The sequence below is a fragment of the Streptomyces sp. NPDC031497 genome, from assembly GCF_055580905.1.
The window spans coordinates 1-24,644 of record NZ_JBVIKO010000034.1; the positions used below are offsets into that span (position 1 = coordinate 1).

Sequence of the window (24,644 nt, forward strand, 5' to 3'; positions counted from 1 at the left end):
GGGAGAGTGGTGGGGGGGGGGGATAGGGGGGGAGAGAGGGGAATGGTTGGGGTGTGGGGGGTGGGGGGGGGGGGGGGTGGGAGGGGTGGGGGGGGGGGGGGGGGGGCCCCCCCCCCCCCCCCGCGCCCCTGACGGGGCGCTATCGCCGGCGTCGGGCGAGTGCCACCGCTCCTCCACCGGCCGCGACCAACGCCAGCGCGCCGCCCACCGCGTACGGCGTCACCGAACTCCCGCCCGTCTCCGCCAGCTTGGTCTCCTTCGCCGGCGCGCCCTGGGGCTTGACGTCGGTCACCGGGTCGGCGGGGTCCGACGGGTCGGCCGGGTCCGGCGGTGTCTCGCAGGTCGCCTTCGCCAGGGTCAACGTTCCTTCCACGTCGGCCACGTTCAGCTTCAGCGGGTTCACGGAGATCTTGAGTTCCAGGGCGCTGGCCGCCGCCGTGTTCGACGTCGTCTCGCGCTGGGAGAGGTCGAGGCGGACCTCGCCGACGCCGGGGACCTTGACGTCGGTGGGGCCGCCCGCGCTCAGCGTCACCCGCTTGCCGAGGACGGTGACGGCGCCGAGCACGTTCGCCGAGGCCACCGGCTGCCTGCCGGTCTCGCAGGTGGCCTTGGAGGTGACCGTGTCGAGTTCGACGAGGGACAGCAGGGGCAGGCCCGGCAGGTGCAGCCGGGCGTGGGCGAGGTGGACCGAGCCCTCGGCCAGGCTGTCGGAGACCGTCGCCTTCGCCGAGGCGACGTCCGCGCCGAGGACGCTGAACGGCTTGCCGCCGTCCACGCCGTCGAGCGTGGCGGTCAGCGCCGTGCGGTCGGCGCTCCGCGGGGCCCGGACCTCGTTCAGGGAGACCGCGAGCGGGACGTTCACGGTCTTGTCGAGGAGGGAGACGTCCAGGCCGGTGCGGAGGACGACGGCGCTCGCGCGGCCCTGGTCGGTGGTCGCGTGTGCGGTGCCAGCGCCGGCCAGGGCCGCGGGACCGGCGACCAGGGCGGTGGCCGTCGCGACGGTCGCGAGACGGCGTGCGGGCATGCGGAATGTGTCGCTGTTCACGGTGGTGGGACCCCCAGAGGAAACTTGCTCGGGACCCGCCAAGAATTACGCACTGTGGGTGAACGGGCAGCAATCCTCCGTTACTTCACTCATTAGTGGACTTTCCGTGAATCCATTCGAGTCGCCGGGCACAGGCGTTCCTTTACTCGACGACCTGCCCGTTCAGCACCACCCGGCGGGGGGATGCGAGGACGCGTACGTCCGCGCGCGGGTCGCTCCCGTACACCACCAGGTCCGCCGGTGCGCCCTCCTCCAGGCCGGGCCTGCCGAGCCAGGCGCGGGCCGCCCAGCTGGTCGCCGCGAGCGCGTCGACGGGCGGGATCCCGGCGGTGACCAGCTCGGCGACCTCGCCCGCGACCAGGCCGTGGGCGAGGGAGCCGCCGGCGTCCGTGCCGACGTACACCGGGATGCCTGCGTCGTAGGCGGCGCGGACGGTGTCGTAGCGGCGCTCGTGCAGCCGGCGCATGTGGTCCGCCCAGCGCGGGAACCTGGCGTCGCCGCCCGCCGCGAGCTGCGGGAAGGTGGCGATGTTGACGAGGGTCGGGACGATGGCGACACCGCGCGCGGCGAACAGGGGGACCAGCTCGTCCGTCAGGCCCGTCGCGTGCTCGATGCAGTCGATGCCGGCCTCGACCAGGTCCTGGAGCGAGTTCTCGGCGAAGCAGTGGGCGGTGACCCGGGCGCCGAGCCGGTGCGCCTCCGTGATCGCCGCCTCCACCGCGTCCCGCGGCCAGCTGGGGGCCAGGTCGCCGAGGTCGCGGTCGATCCAGTCGCCGACCAGCTTGACCCAGCCGTCTCCGCGCCGGGCCTCCTGGGCGACGTACGCGACCAGGTCGTCCGGCTCGATCTCGTGGGCGAAGTTCCTTATGTAGCGGCGGGTGCGGGCGATGTGCCGGCCGGCCCGGATGATCTTCGGAAGGTCCTCGCGGTCGTCGACCCAGCGGGTGTCGGAGGGCGACCCGGCGTCCCGGATCAGCAGCGTGCCGGCCTCGCGGTCGGTGAGGGCCTGCGACTCGGCTGTCGCCGGGTCGACCGGGCCCTGCGGGCCAAGGCCGACATGACAGTGAGCGTCCACCAAGCCCGGGAGGGCCCAGCCTTCGACGGTCCGGATGTCCTGGGTGCCGAAGGGGCGGTCGTAGGAGATGCGTCCGCCGAGGACCCATAGTTCGTCGCGGACGTCATCGGGGCCGACAAGGATCCGTCCCTTTACGTGCAGCACCGCTTGATCGCTCATGGGACGCACGATAGTTCGTCGGGTGCGGGTGCGTCGTGGCTGGTCGCGCCAGCGCGGCGGTGGCCGCATATCCGATACAGCCCCGCGCCCCCTCGGGGCGCGTCCCAGCGGGCGCGTCCTACGGCGTACCGTCCTCTTCCACGTCCGCCATCGCCGGATCCAGCAGGCGCGACAGGAAATGGCGAGTGCGCTCGTGCTGCGGGTTGCCGATGACCCGGTCGGGGGCGCCGTCCTCCACGATCACCCCGCCGTCCATGAAGACGACCCGGTCGGCGACCTCCCGCGCGAAGGTCATCTCGTGGGTGACCACCATCATGGTCATGCCCTCCCGGGCCAGCATCCGCATCACCGCCAGCACGTCCCCGACCAGCTCCGGGTCGAGGGCCGAGGTCGGCTCGTCGAAGAGCATCACCTCGGGGCCCATCGACAGCGAGCGGGCGATCGCCACGCGCTGCTGCTGGCCGCCGGAGAGGGAGGCGGGGTAGGCGTCCGCCTTCTCCGAGAGGCCGACACGGGCCAGGTTCTCGGCGGCCACCCGCGCGGCCCGCGCCTTGTCCCGCCGGAGCACCCGGCGCTGCGGCAGCGTGAGGTTCTCGGTCACCGTGAGGTGCGGGAAGAGGTTGAACTGCTGGAAGACCATGCCGATACGGCGCCGTACGGCGTCGATGTCGACATCGGGGTCCGTCAACTCCGTGCCGCCGACGAACACCTGGCCCTTGGTGGGCTCTTCGAGGAGGTTGACGCAGCGCAGCAGGGTCGACTTGCCGGAGCCCGACGGGCCGATGACGCACACGACCTCGCCCTGGCCGATCTCCAGGTCGATGCCGCGCAGCACCTCGTTGTCGCCGAAGGACTTGTGCAGGTCCTTGACCTCGATCTCGGGTCGGCTCATCGGACGGCCTCCTGGGCCTTCGCCTCCATGCGGCGCACCACGAAGCCGAGCGGGATCGTGACCAGCAGGTAGCACAGGCCGGCGACGAGGATCGGCGTGGAGTTGGCGGTCGTACTGGCCAGGTCGCGGCCGTACTTGGACAGTTCGCGCTCCTCCAGGGTGACGCCGAGGAACAGGACCAGGGAGGAGTCCTTGAAGAGGAGCACCAACTCGTTGGTCAGGGGCGGGAGGATGATGCGGAACGCCTGCGGGACGACGATCGAGGCCATCGCGCGGGCGGGCGAGAAGCCCAGTGAACGGGCCGCCTCCAGCTGGCCCTTGGGAACCGCCTGGATGCCCGCGCGGATCGTCTCGGCCATGTACGCGGCGGCGACCAGGCCGAGGGCCAGGGCCACCTTGCCGTAGGTGCCGCCGATGATCTCCGTGCCGGGGAAGGCGAGCGGGACCGCGACCCCGATGAAGATGAAGATCAGCAGGGCGGGCAGGCCGCGGAAGATCTCGATGTAGACGCCGGCCAGCCAGCGGTAGGGGCCGACGGAGGAGAGCCGCATCAGCGCGATCAGCATGCCGAGCGCGAGGCCGACGACGAAGCCGGACACCGTGTACAGCACGGTGTTCTTCAGCGCCAGCGTGATGACGTCCGGGAACATCTGCCGGGCGATGTCCCACTGGGCGAACTGGTTCTGCAGCCGTCCCCAGTCGGCGCCGGCCGCGAAGGCGGCCACGGCGGCGACGAAGACGACGTACTGCACACCGCGCGACAGCCGGCGCTTCTGCCGCCGGGACAGGCCCTTCCTGCGAGGCTGGAGTTCCGTGTCCGTGGTGGTCATGAGGCGGCCGGAGAGGCGGCCGACGCGTCGTACGGGCCGATCCACTTCTCGTACAGCTTCTTGTACGTGCCGTCGGCCTTCGCGTCGGCGATCGCCTTGTTGACGGCGGCGAGCAGCTTGGTGTTGCCCTTCTTGACCGTGAAGCCGTACTTCTCACCGGTGTTGATCTGCCCGGCGACCTGGAAGGCGGCGGCGTTGGCCTTGTCCTTCAGCCAGCCCTGGACCACCGGGTAGTCGATGACGACGGCCTTGACCTGGCCGGTGCGCAGGCCGTTGAGAACGGCGTCGGAGGACTCGAAGGAGACCGGGTCGAAGCCCTGCTTCCTGACGTAGTCCTCGCCGGTGGTCTGCGCCTGGGCGCCGAGCTGGACCTTCTTGGCCTTGGCGTCGGCGAGCGAGGTGATGCCGCTGTTCTTGTCGACGAGCAGGGCCTGGGTGGCGTCGAAGTACGGGTCGGAGAAGTCGACGTTCTTCTTGCGCTCGGCGGTGATGGTCATGCCGGCCGCGGCCAGGTCGCACTCGCCGGAGTTGAGGAAGGCGCCGGTCTTGAAGTTCTCGAACGGCGTGTCGAGGATCTGCTGCTTCACGCCGAGGTTCTTGGCGACCAGGTCGATCATCGACACGTCGAAGCCCTGCACCTTGCCGTCGATCTCCGACTGGAACGGCGGGTACGGCAGGTGGGTGCAGGTGGTGAGCTGGCCGGCCTTGACGAGTTCGACCCCGCCGGCGGCCGTTCTGGAGGCGCTGGAGCCGTTGCCGCTCGACGTGCAGCCGGCCACGAGGGCCAGCCCGGCCGCGGCGGTGACGGCGGCCAGGGCACGAGCCCGGCGGCGCCCGAGGAGCGTGGTCACGAGACCTCCCGTAGGTCTGCGGGGCTCCCGCGATGCTGTGAGGGAGCTTTGGATTCCGGTTGTGCGGGTTCCGATTATAAGGAGATGTTTGGGTATCTCAAACCAATCCGATGGCGATAAGGCCGTCCGGCCTAAGAAGTCGCTGGTCACCACCGATCGATGGACCGCGGCGGGTGCCGGTTACGCTCATGCTGATCTGCCCCTCCGTGAGCGAAGAGAGCACCGCCGTGACCCACCCCTTCCTCGACCTGCCCCCGCTGAGCGCCGCGCACTTCGCCGCCATCGAGGACCGCGTGGCCCGGTTGCTGGACACCCGGCAGGACGTCGTGATCATGCAGGGCGAGGCGCTGCTGCCGCTGGAGGGCGCGATCAGGGCGACGGCCGGGCCGGGGACGACCGCGCTGAACGTGATCACCGGCCCCTACGGGCAGACCTTCGGGAACTGGCTGCGGGACTGCGGGGCGACGGTGATCGACCTCACGGTGCCGTTCCACACGGCGGTGACGGCCGCGCAGATCCGGGAGGCGTTCGCCGCGCACCCTGAGATCGACTTCGTGTCCCTGGTGCACGCGGAGGCGGCGACCGGCAACACCAACCCGGTCGCGGAGATCGGCGCGGTGGTACGCGAGCAGGGCGCCCTCTTCTATCTGGACGCGGTCGCCTCGGTCGGGGCCGAGCCGGTGCTGCCGGACGCCTGGGGCGTGGACCTGTGCGTGATCGGGGCGCAGAAGGCGATGGGCGGTCCGGCCGGCGTCTCGGCGGTGTCGGTGAGCGCGCGGGCGTGGGCCCGGATGGCGGCCAACCCGCGGGCCCCGCGCCGGTCGTACCTGTCGCTGCTGGACTGGAAGGAGCGCTGGGTCGACGGCGGCCGCAAGGTGCTGCTGCACGCGCCGGCGCAGCTGGAGATGCTCGCGCTGGAGGCGTGCCTGGAGCGGATCGAGGCGGACGGCCTGGAGACGGTGATGCGCCGTCACCGTACGGCGGCGCTGGCCACCCGGGCCGGGGCGGTGGCCCTCGGCGGCGGCCTGGAGCCGTACGTGTACGAGGAGTCGGACGCGGCGCCGGTCGCCACGACGCTGCGGGTGCCCTCGGGTGTGGTGGCCTCGGAGCTGGTCGCCGAGGCGCTGGCGGGCGACGGCACGCTGCCGCTGGCCGCGGGCGGGGGCGCGCTGGCCGCGGAGATGATCCGGGTGAACCACTACGGGGTGGACGCGACGGTGGGCGCGGTCCGGTCGAGCCTGGCGGCGCTCGGCGCGGCGCTGGCGAAGCAGGGCCGGACGGTGGACCTGGAGGGGGCCCGGCGGGCGGTGGAGTCCTTCTGGCGGTAGCGGCCGGAAACCGGCGGGAGGCGCCGCGGCCGGTGCCGCCCGCGCCGGTGGACTTGTCCCCGGCATCGGCGGTGTATGGAAAGCGTTAACGGCAGCCGAATTCAAAGTAATTCCGAATTCCCTTTTGGGCGATGGCTTACCCGAGATCTTCTGCCCGCTTTTTGCGGAGCTAAACCGGGGGAATTTCATCCAGGTTTCAACCCTGTGACGCACTCCACATAAGCGGGTCATTTGCCCGGTTTGTGGTGGGAAATATCGGCACATACAGCCACGGCAGATGGGGCTGGCAACAGCACCTGCCGTGCATTTTTGCATTTGCCTCGCTAAATTCAGTCCGCATGACCGCTCCACAAGCAGACCTGATCGTCGAGCGCCCGATGGTGACCGACGGCGCCGCCCTGTGGCGTATCGCAAAGGATTCCGGAAGCCTCGATCTGAACTCCTCGTACAGCTATCTGCTGTGGTGCCGGGATTTCGCCGGCACGTCGGCGGTGGCGCGCGGCGCGGACGGCGAGCCCGTCGGATTCGTGACCGGATACACCCGGCCGGACCGCCCGGACACGCTGCTCGTCTGGCAGGTGGCGGTGGACGCCGTGCAGCGCGGCCGGGGTGTCGCGGCGCAGCTGCTGGACGGGCTGACGGCGCGGGTGGCCGCCGAACGGCCGCTCACCGCCGTCGAGACCACCATCACGCCCGGGAACACCGCCTCCGAGCGGCTGTTCACCTCGTACGCCGCCCGGCACGGTGCCACCGTCGAGCGCACCGTGCTGTTCGAGGCCGGCGAGTTCCCCGACGGTCCGCACGACCCCGAAGTCCTGTACCGCATCGGCCCCTTGACCCCCACATCGCACTGAGGAGCCTCCTGTGACCATCACCCAGCCCGACCTGAGTGTCTTCGAGACCCTGGAGTCCGAGGTCCGCAGCTACTGCCGTGCCTGGCCGACCGTGTTCGACCGGGCCCGGGGCAGCCGGATGTACGACGAGGACGGCCACGAGTACCTGGACTTCTTCGCCGGCGCCGGATCACTCAACTACGGCCACAACAACCCGGTGCTGAAACGGGCGTTGCTCGACTATCTGGAACGCGACGGGGTCACCCACGGCCTCGACATGTCGACCACCGCCAAGCGGTCGTTCCTCCAGACCTTCCAGGACCTGGTGCTGCGGCCGCGCGACCTGCCGTACAAGGTGATGTTCCCCGGTCCTACCGGCACCAACGCCGTGGAGTCCGCGCTTAAGCTGGCGCGCAAGGTGAAGGGGCGCGAGGCGATCGTGTCGTTCACCAACGCCTTCCACGGGATGTCCCTCGGGTCGCTGGCCGTCACCGGCAACGCGTTCAAGCGGGCCGGGGCCGGGATCCCGCTGGTGCACGGGACGCCGATGCCCTTCGACAACTACTTCGAGGGGACCGTCCCGGACTTCCTCTGGTTCGAGCGGCTGCTCGAGGACCAGGGGTCGGGACTCAACAAGCCCGCCGCGGTGATCGTGGAGACCGTGCAGGGCGAGGGCGGCATCAACGTCGCCCGCCCCGAATGGCTGCGCGCCCTCAAGGAGTTGTGCGAGCGGCAGGACATGCTGCTGATCGTCGACGACATCCAGATGGGCTGCGGACGGACCGGCGCCTTCTTCTCCTTCGAGGAGTCCGGGATCGTCCCCGACATCGTCACGGTGTCGAAGTCCATCAGCGGCTACGGACTGCCCATGTCGCTGTGCCTGTTCCGGCCCGAGCTCGACGTGTGGGAGCCGGGCGAGCACAACGGCACCTTCCGCGGCAACAACCCCGCCTTCGTCACCGCGACCGCCACCCTGGAGTCCTACTGGACCGACGGCCCGGCGATGGAGAAGCAGACCCGGGCCAAGGGCGAGCAGGTCGAGCAGGCGCTCATCGCGATCGTCGAGGAGAACCTCGCCGACGTGCGGGAGTACCGGGGCCGGGGCCTGGTGTGGGGCATGGAGTTCCACGAGAAGGCGCGGGCCGGGCGGGTCGCCAGGCGCGCCTTCGAACTGGGGCTGCTCATCGAGACGTCGGGGCCGGAGAGCGAGGTCGTCAAGCTGCTGCCCGCCCTGACCATCACCCCGGACGAGCTGGACGAGGGACTGAGCATCCTCGCCCGGGCCGTCCGGGAGACCGTCTGACCAGGATCTAGCAAGGAGGCTGTACACCACCGTGATCGTCCGTTCGTTCAAGGAGATCGAAGGCACCGACCGGCATGTCAAGGCCGCGTCCGGGACCTGGGAGAGCAAACGCATCGTCCTCGCCAAGGAGCGGGTCGGCTTCTCGGTGCACGAGACGATCCTGTACGCGGGCACGGAGACATCGATGTGGTACGCCAACCACATCGAGGCCGTGGTCTGCGTCGAGGGCGAGGCCGAGCTGACCGACCGCGAGACCGGGACGTCGTACACGATCACGCCCGGCACCATGTACCTCCTCGACGGGCACGAGCGGCACACGCTGCGCGTCAAGGAGGACTTCCGCTGCATCTGCGTGTTCAACCCGCCGGTCACCGGCCGGGAGGACCACGACGAGAACGGCGTCTATCCCCTGCTGACGGAGGAGGGCTGACCATGACCACGATCACCGACCTGTACCCGAGCCGCGGCCCGGTCGAGGTCTCCGTCCCCCGCAAGGACCCGGTCGTCTGGTCGGCTCCCGGTGCGGCCGGGCCGATCGCCACGGACGGGCTGGAGGCGTTCGAGCGGGACGGCTTCCTCGCCATCGACCAGCTCCTCGCGGACGACGAGGTCGCCGTGTACCGGAAGGAACTGGAGCGGCTGGTCGCCGACCCGGCGATCCGGGCCGACGAGCGCTCGATCGTCGAGCCGAAGTCCCAGGAGATCCGCTCGGTCTTCGAGGTGCACCGGATCAGCGAGGTGTTCGCGAACCTGGTGCGCGACCAGCGGGTGGTCGGGCGGGCCCGGCAGATCCTCGGCTCGGACGTCTATGTCCACCAGTCGCGGATCAACGTCAAGCCCGGGTTCGGGGCCAGTGGCTTCTACTGGCACTCGGACTTCGAGACCTGGCACGCCGAGGACGGGCTGCCGAACATGCGGACCGTGTCGGTCTCGATCGCGCTGACCGAGAACCACGACACCAACGGCGGCCTCATGATCATGCCGGGCTCGCACCGGACGTTCCTGGGCTGCGCCGGCGCCACCCCGGAGGACAACTACAAGAAGTCGCTGCAGATGCAGGACGCGGGCACGCCCTCGGACGAGGCGCTGACCGCGATGGCCGGCGAGTACGGCATCAAGCTGTTCACGGGCCGGGCCGGTTCGGCGACCTGGTTCGACTGCAACTGCATGCACGGCTCCGGCGACAACATCACGCCGTTCCCCCGCAGCAACGTCTTCATCGTGTTCAACAGCGTGGAGAACGCGGCGGTGGAACCGTTCTCGGCTCCGGTACGACGTCCGGAGTTCATCGGGGCGCGGGACTTCACACCCGTCCGGTGAACACGGTCACCCAACCGACCGGCCCGCCGCGCAGCGGCCAACGGACACAGCATCGGGGCGCGGGACTTCACTCCCGTCCGGTGAACACGGTCATCCAACCGACCGGCCCGCCGCGCAGCGGCCGTCGGACACCGCATCGGGGCGCGGGACTTCACGCCCGTGCGGTGATCTCCCCCTGAGCCGGCCGGGCCGGGACCTCCCGTGGGACGGGGTCCCGGCCCGGTCGTGTCCGCGTGCCCTCAGCCGCCGAGCACGTCCAGGAGCCGGTCCACGTCCGCGGCGGTGTTGTACAGGTGGAACGCGGCCCGCAGGTTGCCCGCCCGGTCGGAGACCTCGATACCGGCGCGGCTCAGTTCCGGCTGCCGGACGCCGAGTCCGGGCACCGAGACGATCGCCGAACCCGGCGCCGGCAGCGGCGCGTGGCCGAGGGCGGCGAGTCCGGCCCGGAACCGGTCGGCGAGGGCCACGTCGTGCGCGTGGACGGCGGCCACCCCGAGTTCCTCGATCAGATCGAGGGAGCGGCGCAGGCCCGCGAAGGTGAACAGGGCGTGGGTGAGGTCGAACCGGCGGGCGGAGTGGGCGAGTTCGGCGACCGGGCCGTAGCAGCTGTCCCACGGCTTTTCGCCCGCGACCCAGCCGGCCAGCAGCGGGGTCAGCCCGCCGAAGTCCTCGGGGACCACGAGGAAGGCCGTGCCGTGCGGGCCGAGCAGCCACTTGAAGGAGACCGCGGCCGAGAAGTCGTAGCCGTCGGCGTCCATCGGGAGCCAGCCGGCGGACTGGGAGAAGTCGACGTAGGTACGCGCCCCGTGTTCCCGGGCGGCCTCCCGCAGGGCGGGCAGGTCGGCGAGGCGGCCGTCGGCGGACTGGGCGGCGCTGACCGCGACCAGCGCGGTGCCGGGGCGGACCGACTCGGCGATCCGCTCCAGCGGCACGGAGCGGACCTTGAGGTCGCCGCGGACGTGGAACGGGTTCAGTACGGAGGTGAAGTCGTCCTCGGCGGTGAGGACTTCGGCGCCGGCGGGCAGCGAGGCGGCGATCACACCGGAGTGCGCGGCGACCGAGGCGCCCACCGCGACCCGGGTCGCGGGGACGCCGGCCAGCCGGGCGTACGCGGCCCGGCAGGCCTCCACGTCCTCGTACAGCGAGGTCAGCGGCCGGCCCTCGGCCCGCAGCAGGGCCGCCTCGTGCAGGGCGGCGACGGTACGGGCCGGCAGCAGGCCGTTGCTGGCGGTGTTCAGGTAAGTGCTCTTCGGGGCGAACTCGGCGCGGACGAGGCTCTCGAACGTCTCCGTGGTCTCCATGGCTCCACTTTGCGGCCCACGGAACCCCCCGTCCATTGCGGATTTTTACCCAGAACCGCTAAGCACTGCTTATACGACGGCTCTGACCTGGGGTTTCTCAGTGCTGCGGCACCGCGCACCCGTCCGGCCCGCAGGCCTCGGCGCCACCCTCGTCGATGAGCTGGAGCGGGGAACGCGCACCCCAGGCCTGACCGAGCGCCTGGGTGAAGACCTCGGCGGGCTGGGCCCCGGAGACCCCGTACTTCCGGTCGAGGACGAAGAAGGGCACCCCGTTGGCGCCGAGCTCGGCGGCCTCGCGCTCGTCGGCGCGGACGTCGTCGGCGTAGCGGGCCGGGTCGGCGAGCACCCCGCGCACGGCGTCCGCGTCCAGCCCGGCCGCCACGGCCAGCTCGACGAGCCGCTCGACGCCCTCGGTGAACAGGGACCGCTCCTCGGCGAAGTTCGCCCGGTACAGGAGCTGGATCAGCTCGTCCTGCCGGCCCTGCTCCTTGGCGAAGTGCAGCAGCCGGTGCATGTCGAAGGTGTTGCCGTGGTCCCGGCCGTGGGTCTGGTAGTCGAGACCCTCGGCGGCGGCCTGGGCACCCAGGTTGTCCTCGCCGGCCTGGGCCTGCGCCGCACTCATGCCGTACTTCTTGGTGAGCATCGCCAGCACCGGCTGGACGTCGTCCTTGGCGCGGCCCGGGTCCAGCTCGAAGGAGCGGTGCACGACCTCGACCTCGTCGCGGTGCGGGAAGGCGGCGAGCGCCTTTTCGAAACGCGCCTTTCCGACATAGCACCAGGGGCAAGCGATATCGGACCAGATCTCCACGCGCATGCTGTCGGCTCTCTCCAGGTAGTCAGACGTCTTCAACTACCTGAACCTTCAACCAGCAGGCTTCATTCCCCGTCCACCGTGTACCGCAGGTACAGGTGGTGGTCACCGTCGGCGGGCGGCTGCTCCGGGTCCGGCACCCAGCCCTGGCGGGCGTAGAAGGCCTGGGCCCGCCGGTTGTCGGTGTGCACGTCGAGCACGGCGGTCCGCCTGCCGTCGGCCCGCCACTGCTCCAGGCAGGCGGTGTGCAGGGCGGTGCCGACCCCGGCCCGCCAGTGGTCGGGGTCGACATGGAACTGGAACAGCTTGACCGTTTCCGCGGGCGCGCCCTCCGGTGTGCGGAAGGAGGCGACCGCGGTGATCACGCCCGCCTCCACCACGCACAGCACCTGCCCGGCGGGCCGCTCGACGGCCTCCCGCCAGGCCGCCGTCCAGTCCATGCCGTCGTCCGGGAGACCGTCCGGGTAGTACGTCGACCGGGCCCGGCGGTGCAGCGCGGCGATCTTCTCCACCTCGGCGGACAGGGCCGTACGGATCACCCGCAGCCCCTTCAGACGGTCACTGATCATGCAACGGAGGACGTGGAGACGCCCGCTTCGGTTCCGGGGCCTCGCCGCTCAGCTTCCGTCGCGGAGGTCGGCCGGCCAGTCGGGCCTGAACTCGATGTGGTCGTACGTCACCACGCACCCCTCCCCTATCGGGGACTGGGTCATGAAGCCGACCAGCGCGTCTTCCGTCTCCTTCTCGCCCCCCAGCGTGAACAGCCGCACGAAGACCCATCTCTTGCCGTCGTGGGAGGCGTGGAAGGCGAGTGCCCGCCCGGTCCGGCTGATCCGCAGCCAGACCGAACTCCCTTCCACGGTGAAGGCGTTGGAGTCGTCGGAGTGGCCCCGGGTGACCACCGTGCAGACGGTGGGGACGTCCGGGGAGTTCTCCAGACAGAGCTTGGCCCAGGCCCGGTCGCCGACGTGGACGTACAGCACACCGGCGTCGAAGGCGGCACCGAAGCCGACGGTGACCCGGGCGATCAGCTGGAAGTCCCCCTCGGGCGCCCCGAGCAGCCGGGGCGCGTCCGAGGCGGGATCCAGGGCCTCCCCGGTGGGCGACACGAACCGATCCTGCCGGGCCCCGGCCCACCCGGTGAGCACACCATCCTCGTAGAACCAGTGCCCGTCGGGCCCGTAAGTACGGAGGAGAAAAGGAAGTTCGGGAAGTTCGACGTCCATGGTCAGATTGTGTCAGCAGAACCATTCGACATGCGCACGGCCAACCAACCCGATGCTGCGCGAGGCCGAGCCCGAAAGCCAGGGCAAGCCCAGCCGACTCAGGGGCGCGGGGAACTGCGCGACCAGCCACATCGAACCGGCACCCCGCGACCCACCCCGCACCCCCACGGCGCTACCGCTCCAGCACCCCGTTGAACCGCCGGGGAAGCCCCAGCGGGTTGTCGTCCCGCAACTCCGCCGGCAGCAAAGCCTCCGGCACCCCCTGATACGCCACCGGCCGCAGCCACCGCTCGATGGCCGTACCGCCCACAGAAGTAGACGTGGACGTCGTAGCGGGGTAGGGCCCACCGTGATGCTGGGCCGGGGCCACGGCGACCCCCGTCGGCCATCCATTGACCAGCACCCGGCCGGCCAGCGGCGTGAGCTCCGCGAGGATCTCCGCCCCGAGCCCCTCCCCCGCGGCCTCCTCGGCGGAGACGTGCACCGTCGCCGTGAGATTCCCCGGCAGCCGCGACAGCACCGCCGTCGCCTCGTCCCGGTCCGCGTACCGGACCACCACGGTCACCGGCCCGAAGCACTCCTCCAGGAGCAGGTCGTACGCCCCCTCCTCGCCCAGCCGACTCGCCGGCACCGTGAGGAACCCCGCGCTGACGGTGTGCTCGCCGCCCGCCCCCGGCGTCACCGGGCTCTCCACGTCGGGGAGTCCGGCGCGCTCGGCGACGCCGGCGACGAAGTTGTCCCGCATCCGGTGGTCGAGCAGCACGCCCGCGTCGGTGTCGCTGACCGCGTCCGTGAGGGACTTGACCAGGCCGTCACCGGCGGCGTCGGCCGGCACGAGGACCAGGCCCGGCTTCACGCAGAACTGGCCGACGCCCAGCGTCATCGACCCGGCGAGCCCGGTGCCGATCTCCCCGCCGCGCTCGGCGGCCGCGGCCTCCGTGACCAGGACGGGGTTGAGGGAGCCCAGCTCGCCGTGGAAGGGGATCGGGACCGGCCGGGCGGCGGCGGCGTCGAAGAGCGCACGGCCACCCCGTACCGAACCGGTGAAGCCGGCCGCGGCGATCAGCGGGTGCCTGATCAGCTCGATACCGGCCTCGAAGCCGTGCACCAGACCGACCACCTCGGCGGGGATGCCGTGCTGGGCGGCGGCCCGGCGCAGCACCTTGGCGACCAGCTCGGACAGGCCCGGGTGGTCGGGGTGGGCCTTGACGACGACCGGGTTGCCCGCGGCCAGCGCGCTCGCGGTGTCGCCGCCGGCGACCGAGAACGCGAAGGGGAAGTTGGAGGCCGAGTAGACGGCGACGACACCCAGCGGGACCTTGTAGCGGCGCAGGTCGGGGACGGGCGGGGTGGCGGTGGCGTCGGGGTGGTTGACGATGACGTCGAGGAAGGCGCCCTCGTCGACGATGTCGGCGAAGGCCCGCAGCTGGTAGGTGGTGCGGGCGAGTTCGCCGGTGAGCCGGACCGGGCCGAGCGCGGTCTCGGCGTCGGCGGCCTCCACGAGGTGGTCCTTGGCCGCGTCGAGTCCGGCGGCGGCGGACCGCAGGAAGGCGGCGCGGACCGTGCGGTCGGCGAGGGAGCCGCGTGCGGCGTGCGCCGCGGTGACGGTGGCGTCCACCTCCTCGGCTGTGGCTTCCACCGCAACCTGTTCACGCTGCTTCCCGGTGCGCGGGTCGACACTCCAGACTGGTGCTGCTGTCACCGCGGGTCCCTCCATGTAGTGCGTTCTGCCGCAGAGCCGGGTCACTCACCAGGGATGTTCGATATACTGAACGCTGTCTCTGATGATGAATACGATGTCGGAGACTATATCCTCGGTTTCTCGTCCAACGAAGGGGTCAAGGGCGATGTCGGCAGGCGAGACAGGCGGCGGGGCACAGGTCAAGTCCGCGGTACGGACCGTGGAGTTGCTCGAGTACTTCGCCGGCCGGCCCGGTATGCACTCCCTCGCGGCGGTCCAGGAGGCCGTCGGATATCCCAAGTCCAGCCTCTACATGCTGCTGCGCACCCTGGTGGAGCTGGGCTGGGTGGAGACGGACGCGACCGGCACCCGGTACGGCATCGGCGTGCGGGCGCTGCTGGTCGGCACGTCGTACATCGACGGCGACGAGGTGGTCGCGGCGGCCCGCCCGACCCTGGACCGGCTCTCCGACGACACCACGGAGACCATCCACCTGGCGCGCCTCGACGGCACGAACGTGGTCTACCTGGCCACCCGCCAGTCCCAGCACTATCTGCGCCCCTTCACCCGGGTCGGCCGCCGGCTCCCCGCGCACTCGACCTCCCTCGGCAAGGCGCTGCTCGCCACCCACACCGACGAGCAGGTCCGCAAGCTGCTCCCGGAGACCCTCCCGGCGCTCACCGAGCACACCCTCACGGACCGCGAGAAGCTCATCGAGGAGCTCCACCAGATCCGCGAGCAGGGCTTCGCGATCGACCGCGAGGAGAACACGCTCGGGCTGCGCTGCTTCGGGGTGGCGATCCCCTACCGCACCCCGGCTCGCGACGCGATCAGCTGCTCGGTCCCGGTGGCCCGGCTCACCCCCGCCCACGAACAGATGATCAAGGACGCCCTGTTCGACGCCCGGGACCGCCTGACACTGGCGACGCGACGGCTCTAGGGCACCTGTCGAGTCGTGTTCGACGGGCGGTCGGCCCCCTTGACTCTCAGGTCGCTCGAGATCTCATAGTGCCGGGTGTGAACGAGCTCTATTCCATCGGGGACGCCGCCCGCCGCACGGGCCGACCACGACAGAGCAGGTGAGCCTGATGCACAAGCTCGTGTCGATGTCCGACGACGACCGTGACCGGCTCGTCAACCGGTTCTGGGACTTCGTGACCGACGGCCTGGACGTCCACCCCGGCTATGTCGAGCGGCTGCACGGCAAGCGGCCGCGGCTGCCCGAGGAGCCGTCGGCCGAGCAGCTGGAGGCCTGGATCGAACTCGCCGAGATCGTGGAGGACGGGGAGTTCCGCACGGCGCTGCGGGACTTCTTCCACCGCACCTTCGGCACCGAGCAGGGCAGGCTGATGGCTTCACCGGAGATGATGGCCCGCGTCGAGAGGCATCGGCGGCTTCTCCTGGAGGCACAGGCCTTCCAGCAGGCCGGCGTCCCCGCGGATTCGCCGCGGGCCCGGGACATCGCCGAGCGGGTGGCCGCCGGCTCGGCCGCGTTGGCCGCCGCCATGACAGGGGAGCACGACGTCGACAAGGCCCGGCGCGGCATCGTCGAGTTCGACCGCAACGGCAGGGCACCGAGGTCGTCGGCCGACGTGACGGGCCTGCGGCTGCTGACCAGGTACCACGGTCTGGTGGCGACGATCAACGGCACGCCCGAGCCGGACCCGGACCCGGACCGGGCGGCGGCAGTCCGGGAGTGGATGGCCGCCGCCCTGCGCCGGGGCGCCCGGTGAACCTGATCGATCCGCGGATCCGCCCACGTGACGAGGCGGCGCCGCATGAGCGGACGATGAGAAATCCGCCCGCACGGGAACGGGCGACCCGTCTTCGCTCGTCTGTCTGAGCGGAATGAACAAGACGATCAGGCGGGCGTCCGTCTTCGCGCTGCTGCTCGTGCTCGCTCTGCTGCTCAGGGCGACATGGGTGCAGTTCTACGACGGCCAGACCCTCGCGGACGACACGGACAACCGGCGCAACGCGATCGAGACGTACTCGCGGCCGCTCGGGAACATCATCGTGGGCGGTGACTCGATCACCGGCTCGGCACGGACCCTGAGCAGCAGCGATCTCAAGTACAAGCGCACGTACACGGACGGCAGGCTGTACGCGGCCGTGACGGGCTACGCCTCGCAGGCCTACGCCCCGACCCAGCTGGAGGGCATCTACCAGGACCTGCTGAACGGCACCGACAGCCGGCTGAAGACAGTCATGGACACGGTCACCGACCAGCGCGCCGACCCGGGCAACGTGATCACGACGATCGACCCGGCCGTCCAGAAGGCGGGGTACCAGGCGCTCGGCGGCAAGAAGGGCGCGGCGGTCGCGATCGACCCGAAGACCGGCAAGATCCTCGCGGTCGTCTCCACCCCGTCGTACGACCCCTCCTCGCTCACCGACGCCAACACGGCCGGTACGGCCTGGAAGAAGCTGAACGCCGACGCGGACAAGCCGCTCACCAACCGGGCGCTGCGCCAGCCGCTGCCGCCGGGTTCGACGTTCAAGCTGGTGGTCGCGGCGGCGGCGCTGGAGGACGGTCTCTACGCGAACGTCGACGTCAAGACCGACAGCCCGAACCCGTACACGCTGCCGGGCACGACGACCCCGCTGAAGAACGAGAGCAGCGCGGCACCCTGCGAGGACGCCTCGATCCGCACGGCGCTGCGCTACTCCTGCAACAACGTCTTCGGCAAGATGGCCGTCGACCTCGGCCAGGACAAGGTGCGGGCGATGGCGGAGAAGTTCGGCTTCAACAACGCCAAGCAGGACATCCCGGTGCGGGCCTGGGCCAGCGTCTACCCGTCGGACATGGACAAGGCCCAGACCGGCCTCTCCGGCATCGGCCAGTTCGACGTCACGGCGACCCCGCTCCAGATGGCCATGGTGTCGGCTGCCATAGCCAACGGCGGCAAGCTGGTCTCGCCGCACATGGTCTCGCAGATCACCGACAGCGGTGGCGATGTGCTGAAGAACTACGACGACGAGACGAGCAGCAAGGAGATCGTCAGCTCCTCGACCGCGGAACAGCTGCAGTCCGCGATGGAGACGGTCGTCAAGGAGGGCACGGGCACGAACGCGCTCATCGACGGGGTGACGGTGGGCGGCAAGACGGGCACCGCCCAGCACGGCGAGAACAACTCCAAGACGCCGTACGCCTGGTTCACGTCGTACGGCAAGTCCGACAGCACCGGCAAGGAGGTCGCGGTGGCGGTCCTGGTCGAGCAGTCGGACGCGGCCCGTTCGGAAGTGAGCGGCAACGGGCTGGCGGCGCCGGTGGCCAAGGCGATGATGCAGGCGGCTGTCAAATAAGCGCCCCGACAGGGGCGCGGGGAACTGCGCGATCAGCCACGGACCACCCGCAGCCGAAAGCGCACCCTCCGCGCCCCGCCCCTACTTCACACCCAGCACCTGCTCCACCGGATCGATCGCGAAGTACACCAGGAACAGCGCCGACACCACCCACAGCAGCCAGCTGACCTCCTTCGCCTTCCCCAGCACCGCCTTGATGACCACGTACGCCAGGAACCCCGCCCCGATCCCGTCGGTGATCGAGTAGGTGAACGGCATCGCGGCGATCGTCAGGAACGCCGGGATGGCGATCTCGTACTTGTCCCAGTCGATGTGCTTGACGTGGGTCATCATCAGGAAGCCCACGGCGATCAGCGCCGGCGCCGCCGCCTGGAGCGGCACGATCGTCAGCAGCGGCGTCAGGAAGAGCGCGAGTCCGAACAGCCCGCCGGTGATCAGGTTGGCGAAACCGGTGCGCGCACCCTCGCCCACCCCCGCCGCCGACTCGATGTACGCCGTGTTGGAGGAGGCCGAGCCCACGCCGCCGGCCACCGCCGCCGCGCCGTCGATGAACAGCACCCGTCCGATGCCGGGCACCTGCCCCTTCTCGTCCAGCAGCCCGGCCTCCGCGCTGATGCCCACGATCGTGCCCATGGCGTCGAAGAAGTCGGACAGGATCAGCGTGAAGACCAGCAGGACGGCGGTGAGGACACCGGCCTCGGCGAAGCCGCCGAACAGGCTGAAGTGGCCGACGAGTCCGAAGTCGGGGGCGTCGACGATCTTGTCGGGGACCTTCGGCGTGGTCAGACCCCAGCTCTTGATGTCGGCGACCGAGTCGATGACGATCGCCACGACGGTCATGGTGACGATGCTGATCAGGATCGCGCCCTTCACCTTGCGCGCGACCAGTGCGATGGTCAGGAGCACGCCAAGACAGAAGACCAGTACGGGCCAGCCGGTGAGCCGGCCGACGGCACCCAGCTGCACCGGCACGGTGGTGTTCGCGGCGTCCGGGATCCGGCTGACGAACCCGGCGTCGACGAAGCCGATGAAGGCGATGAACAGACCGATGCCGACTCCGATCGCCTGCTTCATCGGCTGCGGAATCGCGTTCATGATCGCTTCCCGCAGGCCGGTCGCCACCAGCACGCAGATCAGGATGCCTTCGAGGACGACCAGGCCCATCGCGTCGGACCAGCTCATCAGCGGCGCCAACTGGAAGGCCACGACGGCGTTGAGCCCGAGACCGGCCGCGATGGCCAGCGGCAGGTTGCCGCCGACGCCCATGATGACCGTCATCACGCAGGCCACCAGCGCGGTGGCGGTGACCAGTTGACCGGTGTCGAGGGTGTGGCCGAACTTGTCCTTGGCGCTGCCGAGGATGATGGGGTTCAGGACAAGGATGTAGGCCATGGTGAAGAACGTGGCGAAGCCGCCGCGTATCTCCCGGCCGAAGGTGGACCCCCGTTCGGAGATCTTGAAGAACCGGTCGACGGTGTTCCCGGCAGGTGGCGCGGCACCCTGCCGCTCGTCCACCTTCTGCGACTCGGACATGGTCGTACTCCTCGTTGCCTGAGCGATCGTGTGCGGATGCTGGCTGGATTGTTCCCGCGTTGAACCGGTTTCAGGTTTTCTCCGTGTTACGGAATCGCCCTCGGTGTGGTTCGGTGGACCACACCGCGTCCGGCCCCTCGCACGAAGCACATCGAACCCCCGTACGACGCACACGAAATGATCACTGCTACGCTCCGGATCTCGCCGGAACGTTCCTCCGGATACTCGCAAGCCACCGCATGTCATCTACATGACACAGAATCCCTGACAGAAGAGGTCACCCGTGGGCACAGTCGTCGACGACGCCGCCTCCGCGGAGTTCCATGCCTTCTTCGAACGCCACTACGCCGAACTCTCCCGCCTCGCCCACATGTTGACCGGCGAGGCCGACGCCGCCGACGACCTGGCCGCCGACGCCCTGCTGGCGCTGTGGCACCGCTGGGACCGGGTGCGCGCGGCCGACCACCCGGTGGCCTACGCCCGGGGTGTCGTCGCCAACCTGGCCCGCACCCGTATCCGCGGCGCCGTGCGCGAGCGGCGTCGTATCGCCCTGTTCTGGTCGCACCGCGAGGAGAGGACCGAGAACCCGGACATCGCCGGAGTGGTCGACGTCCAGGGGGCGCTGCGCCGCCTGCCGTTCCGCAAACGGGCGTGTGTGGTGCTCCGGCACGCGTTCGACCTGTCGGAGAAGGACACCGCGCTCGCCCTCGGGATCTCGGTGGGTACCGTTAAGAGCCAGACCTCGAAGGGCATGGCCGAGCTGCAGAGACTGCTCGGCGACTCCCGGGGTGTGCCGCAGCGGGTGCACGCGGCGATGGCGCCGCGCGCCGGTGAGAGCGGAGGAAGGAACCGATGAGGCAGCAGGACGTGCACGACGAGCTGCGCGCCCGGCTGCACGAGGCGGCCGAGGAGCACGAACCCGACCGCGCCCGCATCGTGGCCCGGGTGGAGCGGGGCATGGCCGCGCAGGCCCGCCCCGGCCATCGCGCCACCCTTCCGCCCGTGTTCGGCTGGGTCCGGGTGGTCAGTGCCACGGCGGCGGTCGCCGCGGTCCTCGGCGTCGGCGGCTACGCGGTCGCCTCGGCCGTGAAGGAGACGCCCACCGAGAAGACGGTCGCGGTGTCGCCGACGCCCTCCGCGTCCCCGGACACCACCTCCCGGCCGCCGTCCCGCCCGGCGGTCCCGCCGTCCCCCAGCACGCCCCCGAAGTCCTCCTCCCCTACGGCGAGTCCGACGCCCTCCGCGACCGCGAAGGCCTCCGCCACCCCGGCAACTCCGGTCGCCGGGGGCGAGAAGGACGGCCCGCTGTGGTCGGACGGCTCGGTGGACCCGCACAGCAACGACTTCTGGGCGCAGTCCGACGTCACCCTGAAGACCTCGGAGCAACTCACCGCGCTCACCGTGCGGTTGAAGGTGGCCCAGACCGGCGGGGTGTCCTCGGCCGGAGCCTGGCGCTCGCTGCCGGAGACCGACTTCACGCAGACGGTGACTGAGCAGGACGGCTTCCTGGTCTACACCTGGACGCTCAAGCCGGACCGCGAGGTCGCCGTCGGCGAGTGGGTGTTCGCGGGCCAGTACAACCACGAGCAGGGCGGCCGCGACGCCAAGAAGGACAGGTACACGATCACCGGCAGCGCGGGCGGCAGGCAGTACGCGGTGACGGGCGACTTCGCCACCCACACGACAGCCGACGGCGACTCATAGGCAAGCAGCGCCTCCCCGCGCCCCCACAGGGGCGCGGGGCTGTACCGATATGCGGCTCCGCCGCGTGGGCGCGACCAGCCACAACGAAACCCGCGGCCTCAGTTCATGGTCGCCCCGATGGCGGTGGAGCCTGTAGTCAGGAACGTGGTAGCCGGCAGGGAACCGCCGGAGCCACGCGCCCCGTACGCGCTCGTCGCATCGGTCGACTTGAACGCGGGCGTGCTCACCCCACCGTCCCAGCTGTTCGCGGCGGACACGGCCCTGGACCCCAGCTTGTCCGCGCCGCCCCCGTTGCCCACCGCGAGGTTCCGCGCCAGCCGGGCCTTGCCGCTCTCGAAGAAGAACCCGGCCTGGGCGTTGGCGTAGGCCGTGTCGCGGTTCAGCACGATCGCGCCGGTGTTGGAGTTCTCGGTGAACCCGTTCAGGGTGTTGTCCCAGGCCGCGTCGTCGTTGACGACGTGCGCGACGGCGACGCCCCCGCCGCCCAGCTTGAACCCGTTGCCGTTGCCCTCGAACGCGGAGTCGTTCCAGCGGTTCCTGCCGTTGCCGAAGGCCCAGCTGTGCTCGACGGTGACCGGGGAGGAGAACTGCCAGAGGTCCAGCCCGTCGTCCGAGTTGTTGTAGAGGCGGGCGCCGGTCACCTTGTTGCCCGTGCCCGAGCCGAACTTGATGGCGATCCCGTCGGCGTTCTGGCCGTGCCCGGCCTTGTCGTAGTTGCCGTAGCTGTCCAGGTTCTGGACGAGGTTGTTCACGGTGTTGTCGCCGCGCAGGGTGAACCCGGAGTCGCCGTTGTCCGCGGTGACCAGGTTCCTGAAGACGCCGCCCGTGGACGAGGTGACGACGAAGCCCTGGGCCGGGGAGTTCTGGAAGGTGAGGTCCTGGACGGTCCAGTAGCTGCCGTAGATCCCGGTGAGCCAGGAGCCGGCGGGCAGCTTGGAGCCGTCGATCCTCACCTTCTCGCCGCTGTAGGCCTTGAGCGTGATGCGGTTCGCGCTGGTCCCGCCGGCCGTCGACTTGAGGGTGGCGGTCGGATAGTAGGTGCCCGCGCGGACCTGGATGACGCTGCCGGCGGTGGCGTTCGCGACGGCCGACTCCAGCTGGGCGGTGGTGGCGACGGTGACCGTGCTGGTGGCGGCCTGGGCACCGCCGTTCGACAGGCCGAGGTAGACGCCGCCCGCGCCCGCCGCGACGGCCACCGCCGCGGCGATCGAGAGGGTACGGGTCCTGCGGTGGCGTCCGGTGCTGAAGCGCACTGGCCGTTCCTTTCCTTGACGTCGCCGATGACGACGTGCTGACGAGGGGAGCGAAACGGGCCGGAGGGGCCGCCCCGGCCCGTTTCTGTCTCCCAGTCGCCACCGCGGCCGGAAAGGGTTGCCGCGTCAGCCGACTGCGATCTACGGCCTACGACACGAAGTACGTCGGGTTCGGAATCTTGTACGTGCGGTCCGCGTGGCCGCCGTCCAGGTCCGAGTACTGGTCGCCGAAGTTGGCGATGATGTCGTACCCGAGGTCCTTCTCGATGTGCTTGCGGGTGCCGGACTTGTACTGCACGGTGGTGCAGCTCCAGCTGCCCGCGGTGGCGCAACCGCTCAGGTACGACGGCGGGTTGGCCGCGTCCTTGAGGAACATGTGCCCGGCGTCGAGGTTGACGTCGGCGCCGATCTTCTTCAGGTTCTCGACGGCGGCGGTGCGCTGCGCCTCGCTGAGACCGGAGTTGTAGAAGACCTCCACCCCCTTCTGCTTCGCGTACTGCACCAGCCCGGCGCTGCCGAAGACGCCCGGACGGTCGGCCTTGTTGACGTAGGCCGCCCAGGTGGCGGAGTTGTACGTGTAGTTGTAGCGCTTCTCGTAGTCGAGGCTGAGCAGCAGCGTGTCGTCGATGTCGAAGACGACCGCGGGCTTCTCGCCCTTGCGGTGGGCCTTGCGCGCGGCCCGGTCGATGTACCGCTCGGCGTCCTTGTCGAGACGCGCCAGGTCCTTGGCGTACGAGCTGGTCGGCGACGCTTGGTACACGCCGTTGGCATCGGCGGCGGTGCCGTAGTAGGAGTCGATGTCCTTCACCAGGAGACCGATGTTGTAGGGCTCGTGGGTGGAGTTCGCGGTCGACTGGCCGGCCGTGGCGGCACCGGCGCCGTAGAGGGCGCCGCCGGCGAGCGCGCAGGCGGCGGCGATCGCCGCGAGACGAAGTGACTTATGCATGACAGGAGTTCTACGCGCGTCACCCCGGTGGGCGCGAGACCCGTTGCCTGATCGATATCTCATCCACAGGCAAAAACCGGGTCAAGCGCCCTGGAGGGATTGGTTCCGGATGTCCCGGTCAGTCCATGGTGGCCCCGATGGTGGTGCTGCCGGTCGTCAGGAAGGTGGTCGCGGGCAGCGTGCCGCTGGAGCTGCGGGCGTTGTACGTACTGCTCGCGTCCGTCGACCGGAAGGCGGGGGTGCTGATCCCGCTGTCCCAGTTGTTGCCGGCCGAGACGACCGAGGAGCCCTTGCTGACCAGGCCGCTCCCGTTGCTCACGGCGAGGTTCTTGCCGAGCCGGGCTGCGCTGGTGGCGAAGTAGTAGCCCCAGTTGCCGTTGGCGTAGGCGGTGGTGCGGTTGATGACGATCGCGCCGGTGTTGGAGTTCTCGGTGAACCCGTTGCCCGCGTTGCCCCAGGCGGCGGAGTTGTTGACGACGTGCGCGACCACCTCGCCGTCGCCGCCCAGCTTGTAGCCGTTGCCGTCACCGGCGAACCCGGAGTCGCTCCAGCGGTTGTAGCCGTTGCCGAAGGACCAGGTGTGCTCGACGGTGACCGGCGAGGAGAAGGACCAGAAGTCGATCCCGTCGTCCGAGTTGTTGTAGGTCCGCGCCGCGGTGATCAGGTTCCCGGTCCCCGAGCCGAACTTGACGGCGATCCCGTCGGCGTTCTCACCGTGGGTGGCGGCGTCGTAGTTGCCGTAGGAGTCGATGTTCTTGACGGTGTTGTTCACGGTCCCGTCCCCGGTGAGCGTGAAGCCGGAGTCGCCGCCGTTGATGGTCTTGATGTTGTTCCAGTTGGTGCCGGTGCAGGACTGGCAGACGACCGCGCTGTCCGGGGAGTTCTGGAAGGTGAGGTTGGAGACGTTCCAGTAGTCGGCGGTCAGCTTGAGGATCCAGGAGCCGGAGGGCAGCGAGGACCCGTCGATCTTCACGGTCTCCGAGCCGTACGCGGTGAGGGTGACCGGCGACGACGCGGTGCCGTTGGCGGTGGACTGGAGGGTGGCGGTCGGGTAGTAGGTGCCGCCGCGGACCTGGATGACCGTGCCGGCGGTGGCGTTCTTGATGGCGTTGGTCAGGTCGGTGGAGTTGCTGACCACGACGGTGGCCGCGTGCGCCGGGGTGGCGAGCACGGCGAGTCCGAGCGAGGCCGTGGTCACAGCGAGCGCGGTGAAGGAGCTGATACGACGCATGACGTGCGGGTCCTTT

Annotated in this window: 24 protein-coding genes; 10 read left to right on the forward strand and 14 right to left on the reverse strand. The window is 70.2% G+C overall.

Going from position 1 to position 24,644, the window contains the following annotated elements; genetic code table 11:
* Nucleotides 1–139: 139 nt before the first annotated feature.
* The 5 genes from ACZ5K7_RS42505 to ACZ5K7_RS42525 all read right to left on the reverse strand — a co-directional run bounded on the left by ACZ5K7_RS42505 (nucleotide 140) and on the right by ACZ5K7_RS42525 (nucleotide 4,852).
* Nucleotides 140–1,045, reverse strand: coding sequence for an SCO1860 family LAETG-anchored protein (locus tag ACZ5K7_RS42505; protein ID WP_468922753.1), 906 nt, complete (start codon nucleotides 1,043–1,045; stop codon nucleotides 140–142).
* 142 nt (nucleotides 1,046–1,187) lie between these two features.
* On the reverse strand, nucleotides 1,188–2,279 hold the full coding sequence (locus tag ACZ5K7_RS42510) for an amidohydrolase family protein (protein ID WP_468922756.1): 1,092 nt from the start codon (nucleotides 2,277–2,279) through the stop codon (nucleotides 1,188–1,190).
* A gap of 118 nt (nucleotides 2,280–2,397) precedes the next feature.
* The gene (locus ACZ5K7_RS42515; protein WP_468922760.1) at nucleotides 2,398–3,171 is read right to left on the reverse strand and encodes an amino acid ABC transporter ATP-binding protein; all 774 of its coding nucleotides are present in this window, start codon (nucleotides 3,169–3,171) and stop codon (nucleotides 2,398–2,400) included.
* Nucleotides 3,168–4,001 carry an amino acid ABC transporter permease gene (locus ACZ5K7_RS42520; RefSeq protein WP_351694733.1) on the reverse strand — a complete coding sequence of 278 codons (834 nt, stop codon included), beginning with the start codon at nucleotides 3,999–4,001 and terminating at the stop codon, nucleotides 3,168–3,170. Before ACZ5K7_RS42520 ends, ACZ5K7_RS42515 begins: the two co-directional genes overlap by 4 nt.
* Complete coding sequence (locus ACZ5K7_RS42525) at nucleotides 3,998–4,852, reverse strand: ABC transporter substrate-binding protein (RefSeq protein WP_351694735.1); 855 nt, start codon at nucleotides 4,850–4,852, stop codon at nucleotides 3,998–4,000. Before ACZ5K7_RS42525 ends, ACZ5K7_RS42520 begins: the two co-directional genes overlap by 4 nt.
* Nucleotides 4,853–5,079: 227 nt before the next feature.
* On the opposite strand from ACZ5K7_RS42525, the gene ACZ5K7_RS42530 reads away from it, so the two are divergent.
* The 5 genes from ACZ5K7_RS42530 (at nucleotide 5,080) to thpD (ending at nucleotide 9,636) form a co-directional block, all read left to right on the forward strand.
* Complete coding sequence (locus ACZ5K7_RS42530; protein ID WP_351695432.1) at nucleotides 5,080–6,180, forward strand: pyridoxal-phosphate-dependent aminotransferase family protein; 1,101 nt, start codon at nucleotides 5,080–5,082, stop codon at nucleotides 6,178–6,180.
* A 338-nt stretch (nucleotides 6,181–6,518) separates the two neighbouring features.
* Entirely contained in the window at nucleotides 6,519–7,034 is a 516-nt protein-coding gene (gene ectA, locus ACZ5K7_RS42535; RefSeq protein ID WP_351694737.1) for a diaminobutyrate acetyltransferase, read from the forward strand.
* Nucleotides 7,035–7,044: 10 nt separating this feature from the next.
* On the forward strand, nucleotides 7,045–8,316 hold the full coding sequence (gene ectB, locus ACZ5K7_RS42540; RefSeq protein ID WP_468922765.1) for a diaminobutyrate--2-oxoglutarate transaminase: 1,272 nt from the start codon (nucleotides 7,045–7,047) through the stop codon (nucleotides 8,314–8,316).
* A gap of 31 nt (nucleotides 8,317–8,347) precedes the next feature.
* Nucleotides 8,348–8,746, forward strand: a complete 399-nt coding sequence (locus tag ACZ5K7_RS42545; RefSeq protein ID WP_351496114.1) for an ectoine synthase — start codon at nucleotides 8,348–8,350, stop codon at nucleotides 8,744–8,746.
* A 2-nt stretch (nucleotides 8,747–8,748) separates the two neighbouring features.
* Nucleotides 8,749–9,636 carry an ectoine hydroxylase gene (thpD, locus tag ACZ5K7_RS42550; protein WP_351694742.1) on the forward strand — a complete coding sequence of 296 codons (888 nt, stop codon included), beginning with the start codon at nucleotides 8,749–8,751 and terminating at the stop codon, nucleotides 9,634–9,636.
* A 239-nt stretch (nucleotides 9,637–9,875) separates the two neighbouring features.
* Here thpD and ACZ5K7_RS42555 read toward each other — a convergent pair whose 3' ends face one another.
* From ACZ5K7_RS42555 to ACZ5K7_RS42575, 5 genes are all read right to left on the reverse strand, one after another.
* Nucleotides 9,876–10,937 carry an aminotransferase class V-fold PLP-dependent enzyme gene (locus ACZ5K7_RS42555; protein ID WP_468922769.1) on the reverse strand — a complete coding sequence of 354 codons (1,062 nt, stop codon included), beginning with the start codon at nucleotides 10,935–10,937 and terminating at the stop codon, nucleotides 9,876–9,878.
* A gap of 97 nt (nucleotides 10,938–11,034) precedes the next feature.
* Nucleotides 11,035–11,751 carry a DsbA family oxidoreductase gene (locus ACZ5K7_RS42560; protein WP_351695434.1) on the reverse strand — a complete coding sequence of 239 codons (717 nt, stop codon included), beginning with the start codon at nucleotides 11,749–11,751 and terminating at the stop codon, nucleotides 11,035–11,037.
* A gap of 62 nt (nucleotides 11,752–11,813) precedes the next feature.
* Nucleotides 11,814–12,317, reverse strand: a complete 504-nt coding sequence (locus ACZ5K7_RS42565) for a GNAT family N-acetyltransferase (protein ID WP_351694746.1) — start codon at nucleotides 12,315–12,317, stop codon at nucleotides 11,814–11,816.
* A gap of 48 nt (nucleotides 12,318–12,365) precedes the next feature.
* Entirely contained in the window at nucleotides 12,366–12,974 is a 609-nt protein-coding gene (locus tag ACZ5K7_RS42570; RefSeq protein ID WP_351694748.1) for a DUF1349 domain-containing protein, read from the reverse strand.
* 172 nt (nucleotides 12,975–13,146) lie between these two features.
* Nucleotides 13,147–14,676 carry an aldehyde dehydrogenase (NADP(+)) gene (locus ACZ5K7_RS42575; protein WP_468922774.1) on the reverse strand — a complete coding sequence of 510 codons (1,530 nt, stop codon included), beginning with the start codon at nucleotides 14,674–14,676 and terminating at the stop codon, nucleotides 13,147–13,149.
* A gap of 145 nt (nucleotides 14,677–14,821) precedes the next feature.
* Here ACZ5K7_RS42575 and ACZ5K7_RS42580 point away from each other — a divergent pair, with 145 nt between their 5' ends.
* The 3 genes from ACZ5K7_RS42580 to ACZ5K7_RS42590 all read left to right on the forward strand — a co-directional run bounded on the left by ACZ5K7_RS42580 (nucleotide 14,822) and on the right by ACZ5K7_RS42590 (nucleotide 17,961).
* The gene (locus tag ACZ5K7_RS42580) at nucleotides 14,822–15,595 is read left to right on the forward strand and encodes an IclR family transcriptional regulator (protein ID WP_351694752.1); all 774 of its coding nucleotides are present in this window, start codon (nucleotides 14,822–14,824) and stop codon (nucleotides 15,593–15,595) included.
* A 148-nt stretch (nucleotides 15,596–15,743) separates the two neighbouring features.
* Nucleotides 15,744–16,388: a hypothetical protein gene (locus tag ACZ5K7_RS42585; protein ID WP_468922777.1), complete on the forward strand. Its 645-nt coding sequence runs from the start codon at nucleotides 15,744–15,746 to the stop codon at nucleotides 16,386–16,388.
* A 115-nt stretch (nucleotides 16,389–16,503) separates the two neighbouring features.
* Nucleotides 16,504–17,961, forward strand: a complete 1,458-nt coding sequence (locus ACZ5K7_RS42590) for a peptidoglycan D,D-transpeptidase FtsI family protein (RefSeq protein WP_351694756.1) — start codon at nucleotides 16,504–16,506, stop codon at nucleotides 17,959–17,961.
* Between the two features lie 81 nt (nucleotides 17,962–18,042).
* Here the strand turns inward: ACZ5K7_RS42590 and ACZ5K7_RS42595 are convergent, their stop codons facing one another.
* Complete coding sequence (locus tag ACZ5K7_RS42595; protein WP_468922781.1) at nucleotides 18,043–19,494, reverse strand: NCS2 family permease; 1,452 nt, start codon at nucleotides 19,492–19,494, stop codon at nucleotides 18,043–18,045.
* A 283-nt stretch (nucleotides 19,495–19,777) separates the two neighbouring features.
* Between ACZ5K7_RS42595 and ACZ5K7_RS42600 the strand changes: the two genes are divergently transcribed.
* Together ACZ5K7_RS42600 and ACZ5K7_RS42605 are read left to right on the forward strand one after the other, a co-directional pair.
* Nucleotides 19,778–20,350, forward strand: a complete 573-nt coding sequence (locus ACZ5K7_RS42600; RefSeq protein ID WP_351694760.1) for a SigE family RNA polymerase sigma factor — start codon at nucleotides 19,778–19,780, stop codon at nucleotides 20,348–20,350.
* Nucleotides 20,347–21,198 (forward strand): hypothetical protein, encoded by an 852-nt coding sequence (locus ACZ5K7_RS42605; protein WP_468922784.1) that lies wholly within the window; start codon nucleotides 20,347–20,349, stop codon nucleotides 21,196–21,198. The genes ACZ5K7_RS42600 and ACZ5K7_RS42605 overlap by 4 nt, the downstream gene beginning before the upstream one ends.
* A gap of 98 nt (nucleotides 21,199–21,296) precedes the next feature.
* Here ACZ5K7_RS42605 and ACZ5K7_RS42610 read toward each other — a convergent pair whose 3' ends face one another.
* From ACZ5K7_RS42610 to ACZ5K7_RS42620, 3 genes are all read right to left on the reverse strand, one after another.
* Complete coding sequence (locus tag ACZ5K7_RS42610) at nucleotides 21,297–22,451, reverse strand: right-handed parallel beta-helix repeat-containing protein (RefSeq protein WP_468922787.1); 1,155 nt, start codon at nucleotides 22,449–22,451, stop codon at nucleotides 21,297–21,299.
* A 148-nt stretch (nucleotides 22,452–22,599) separates the two neighbouring features.
* On the reverse strand, nucleotides 22,600–23,397 hold the full coding sequence (locus ACZ5K7_RS42615; protein WP_468922790.1) for an HAD family acid phosphatase: 798 nt from the start codon (nucleotides 23,395–23,397) through the stop codon (nucleotides 22,600–22,602).
* A 118-nt stretch (nucleotides 23,398–23,515) separates the two neighbouring features.
* Entirely contained in the window at nucleotides 23,516–24,628 is a 1,113-nt protein-coding gene (locus tag ACZ5K7_RS42620) for a right-handed parallel beta-helix repeat-containing protein (RefSeq protein ID WP_468922793.1), read from the reverse strand.
* Nucleotides 24,629–24,644: the final 16 nt, after the last annotated feature.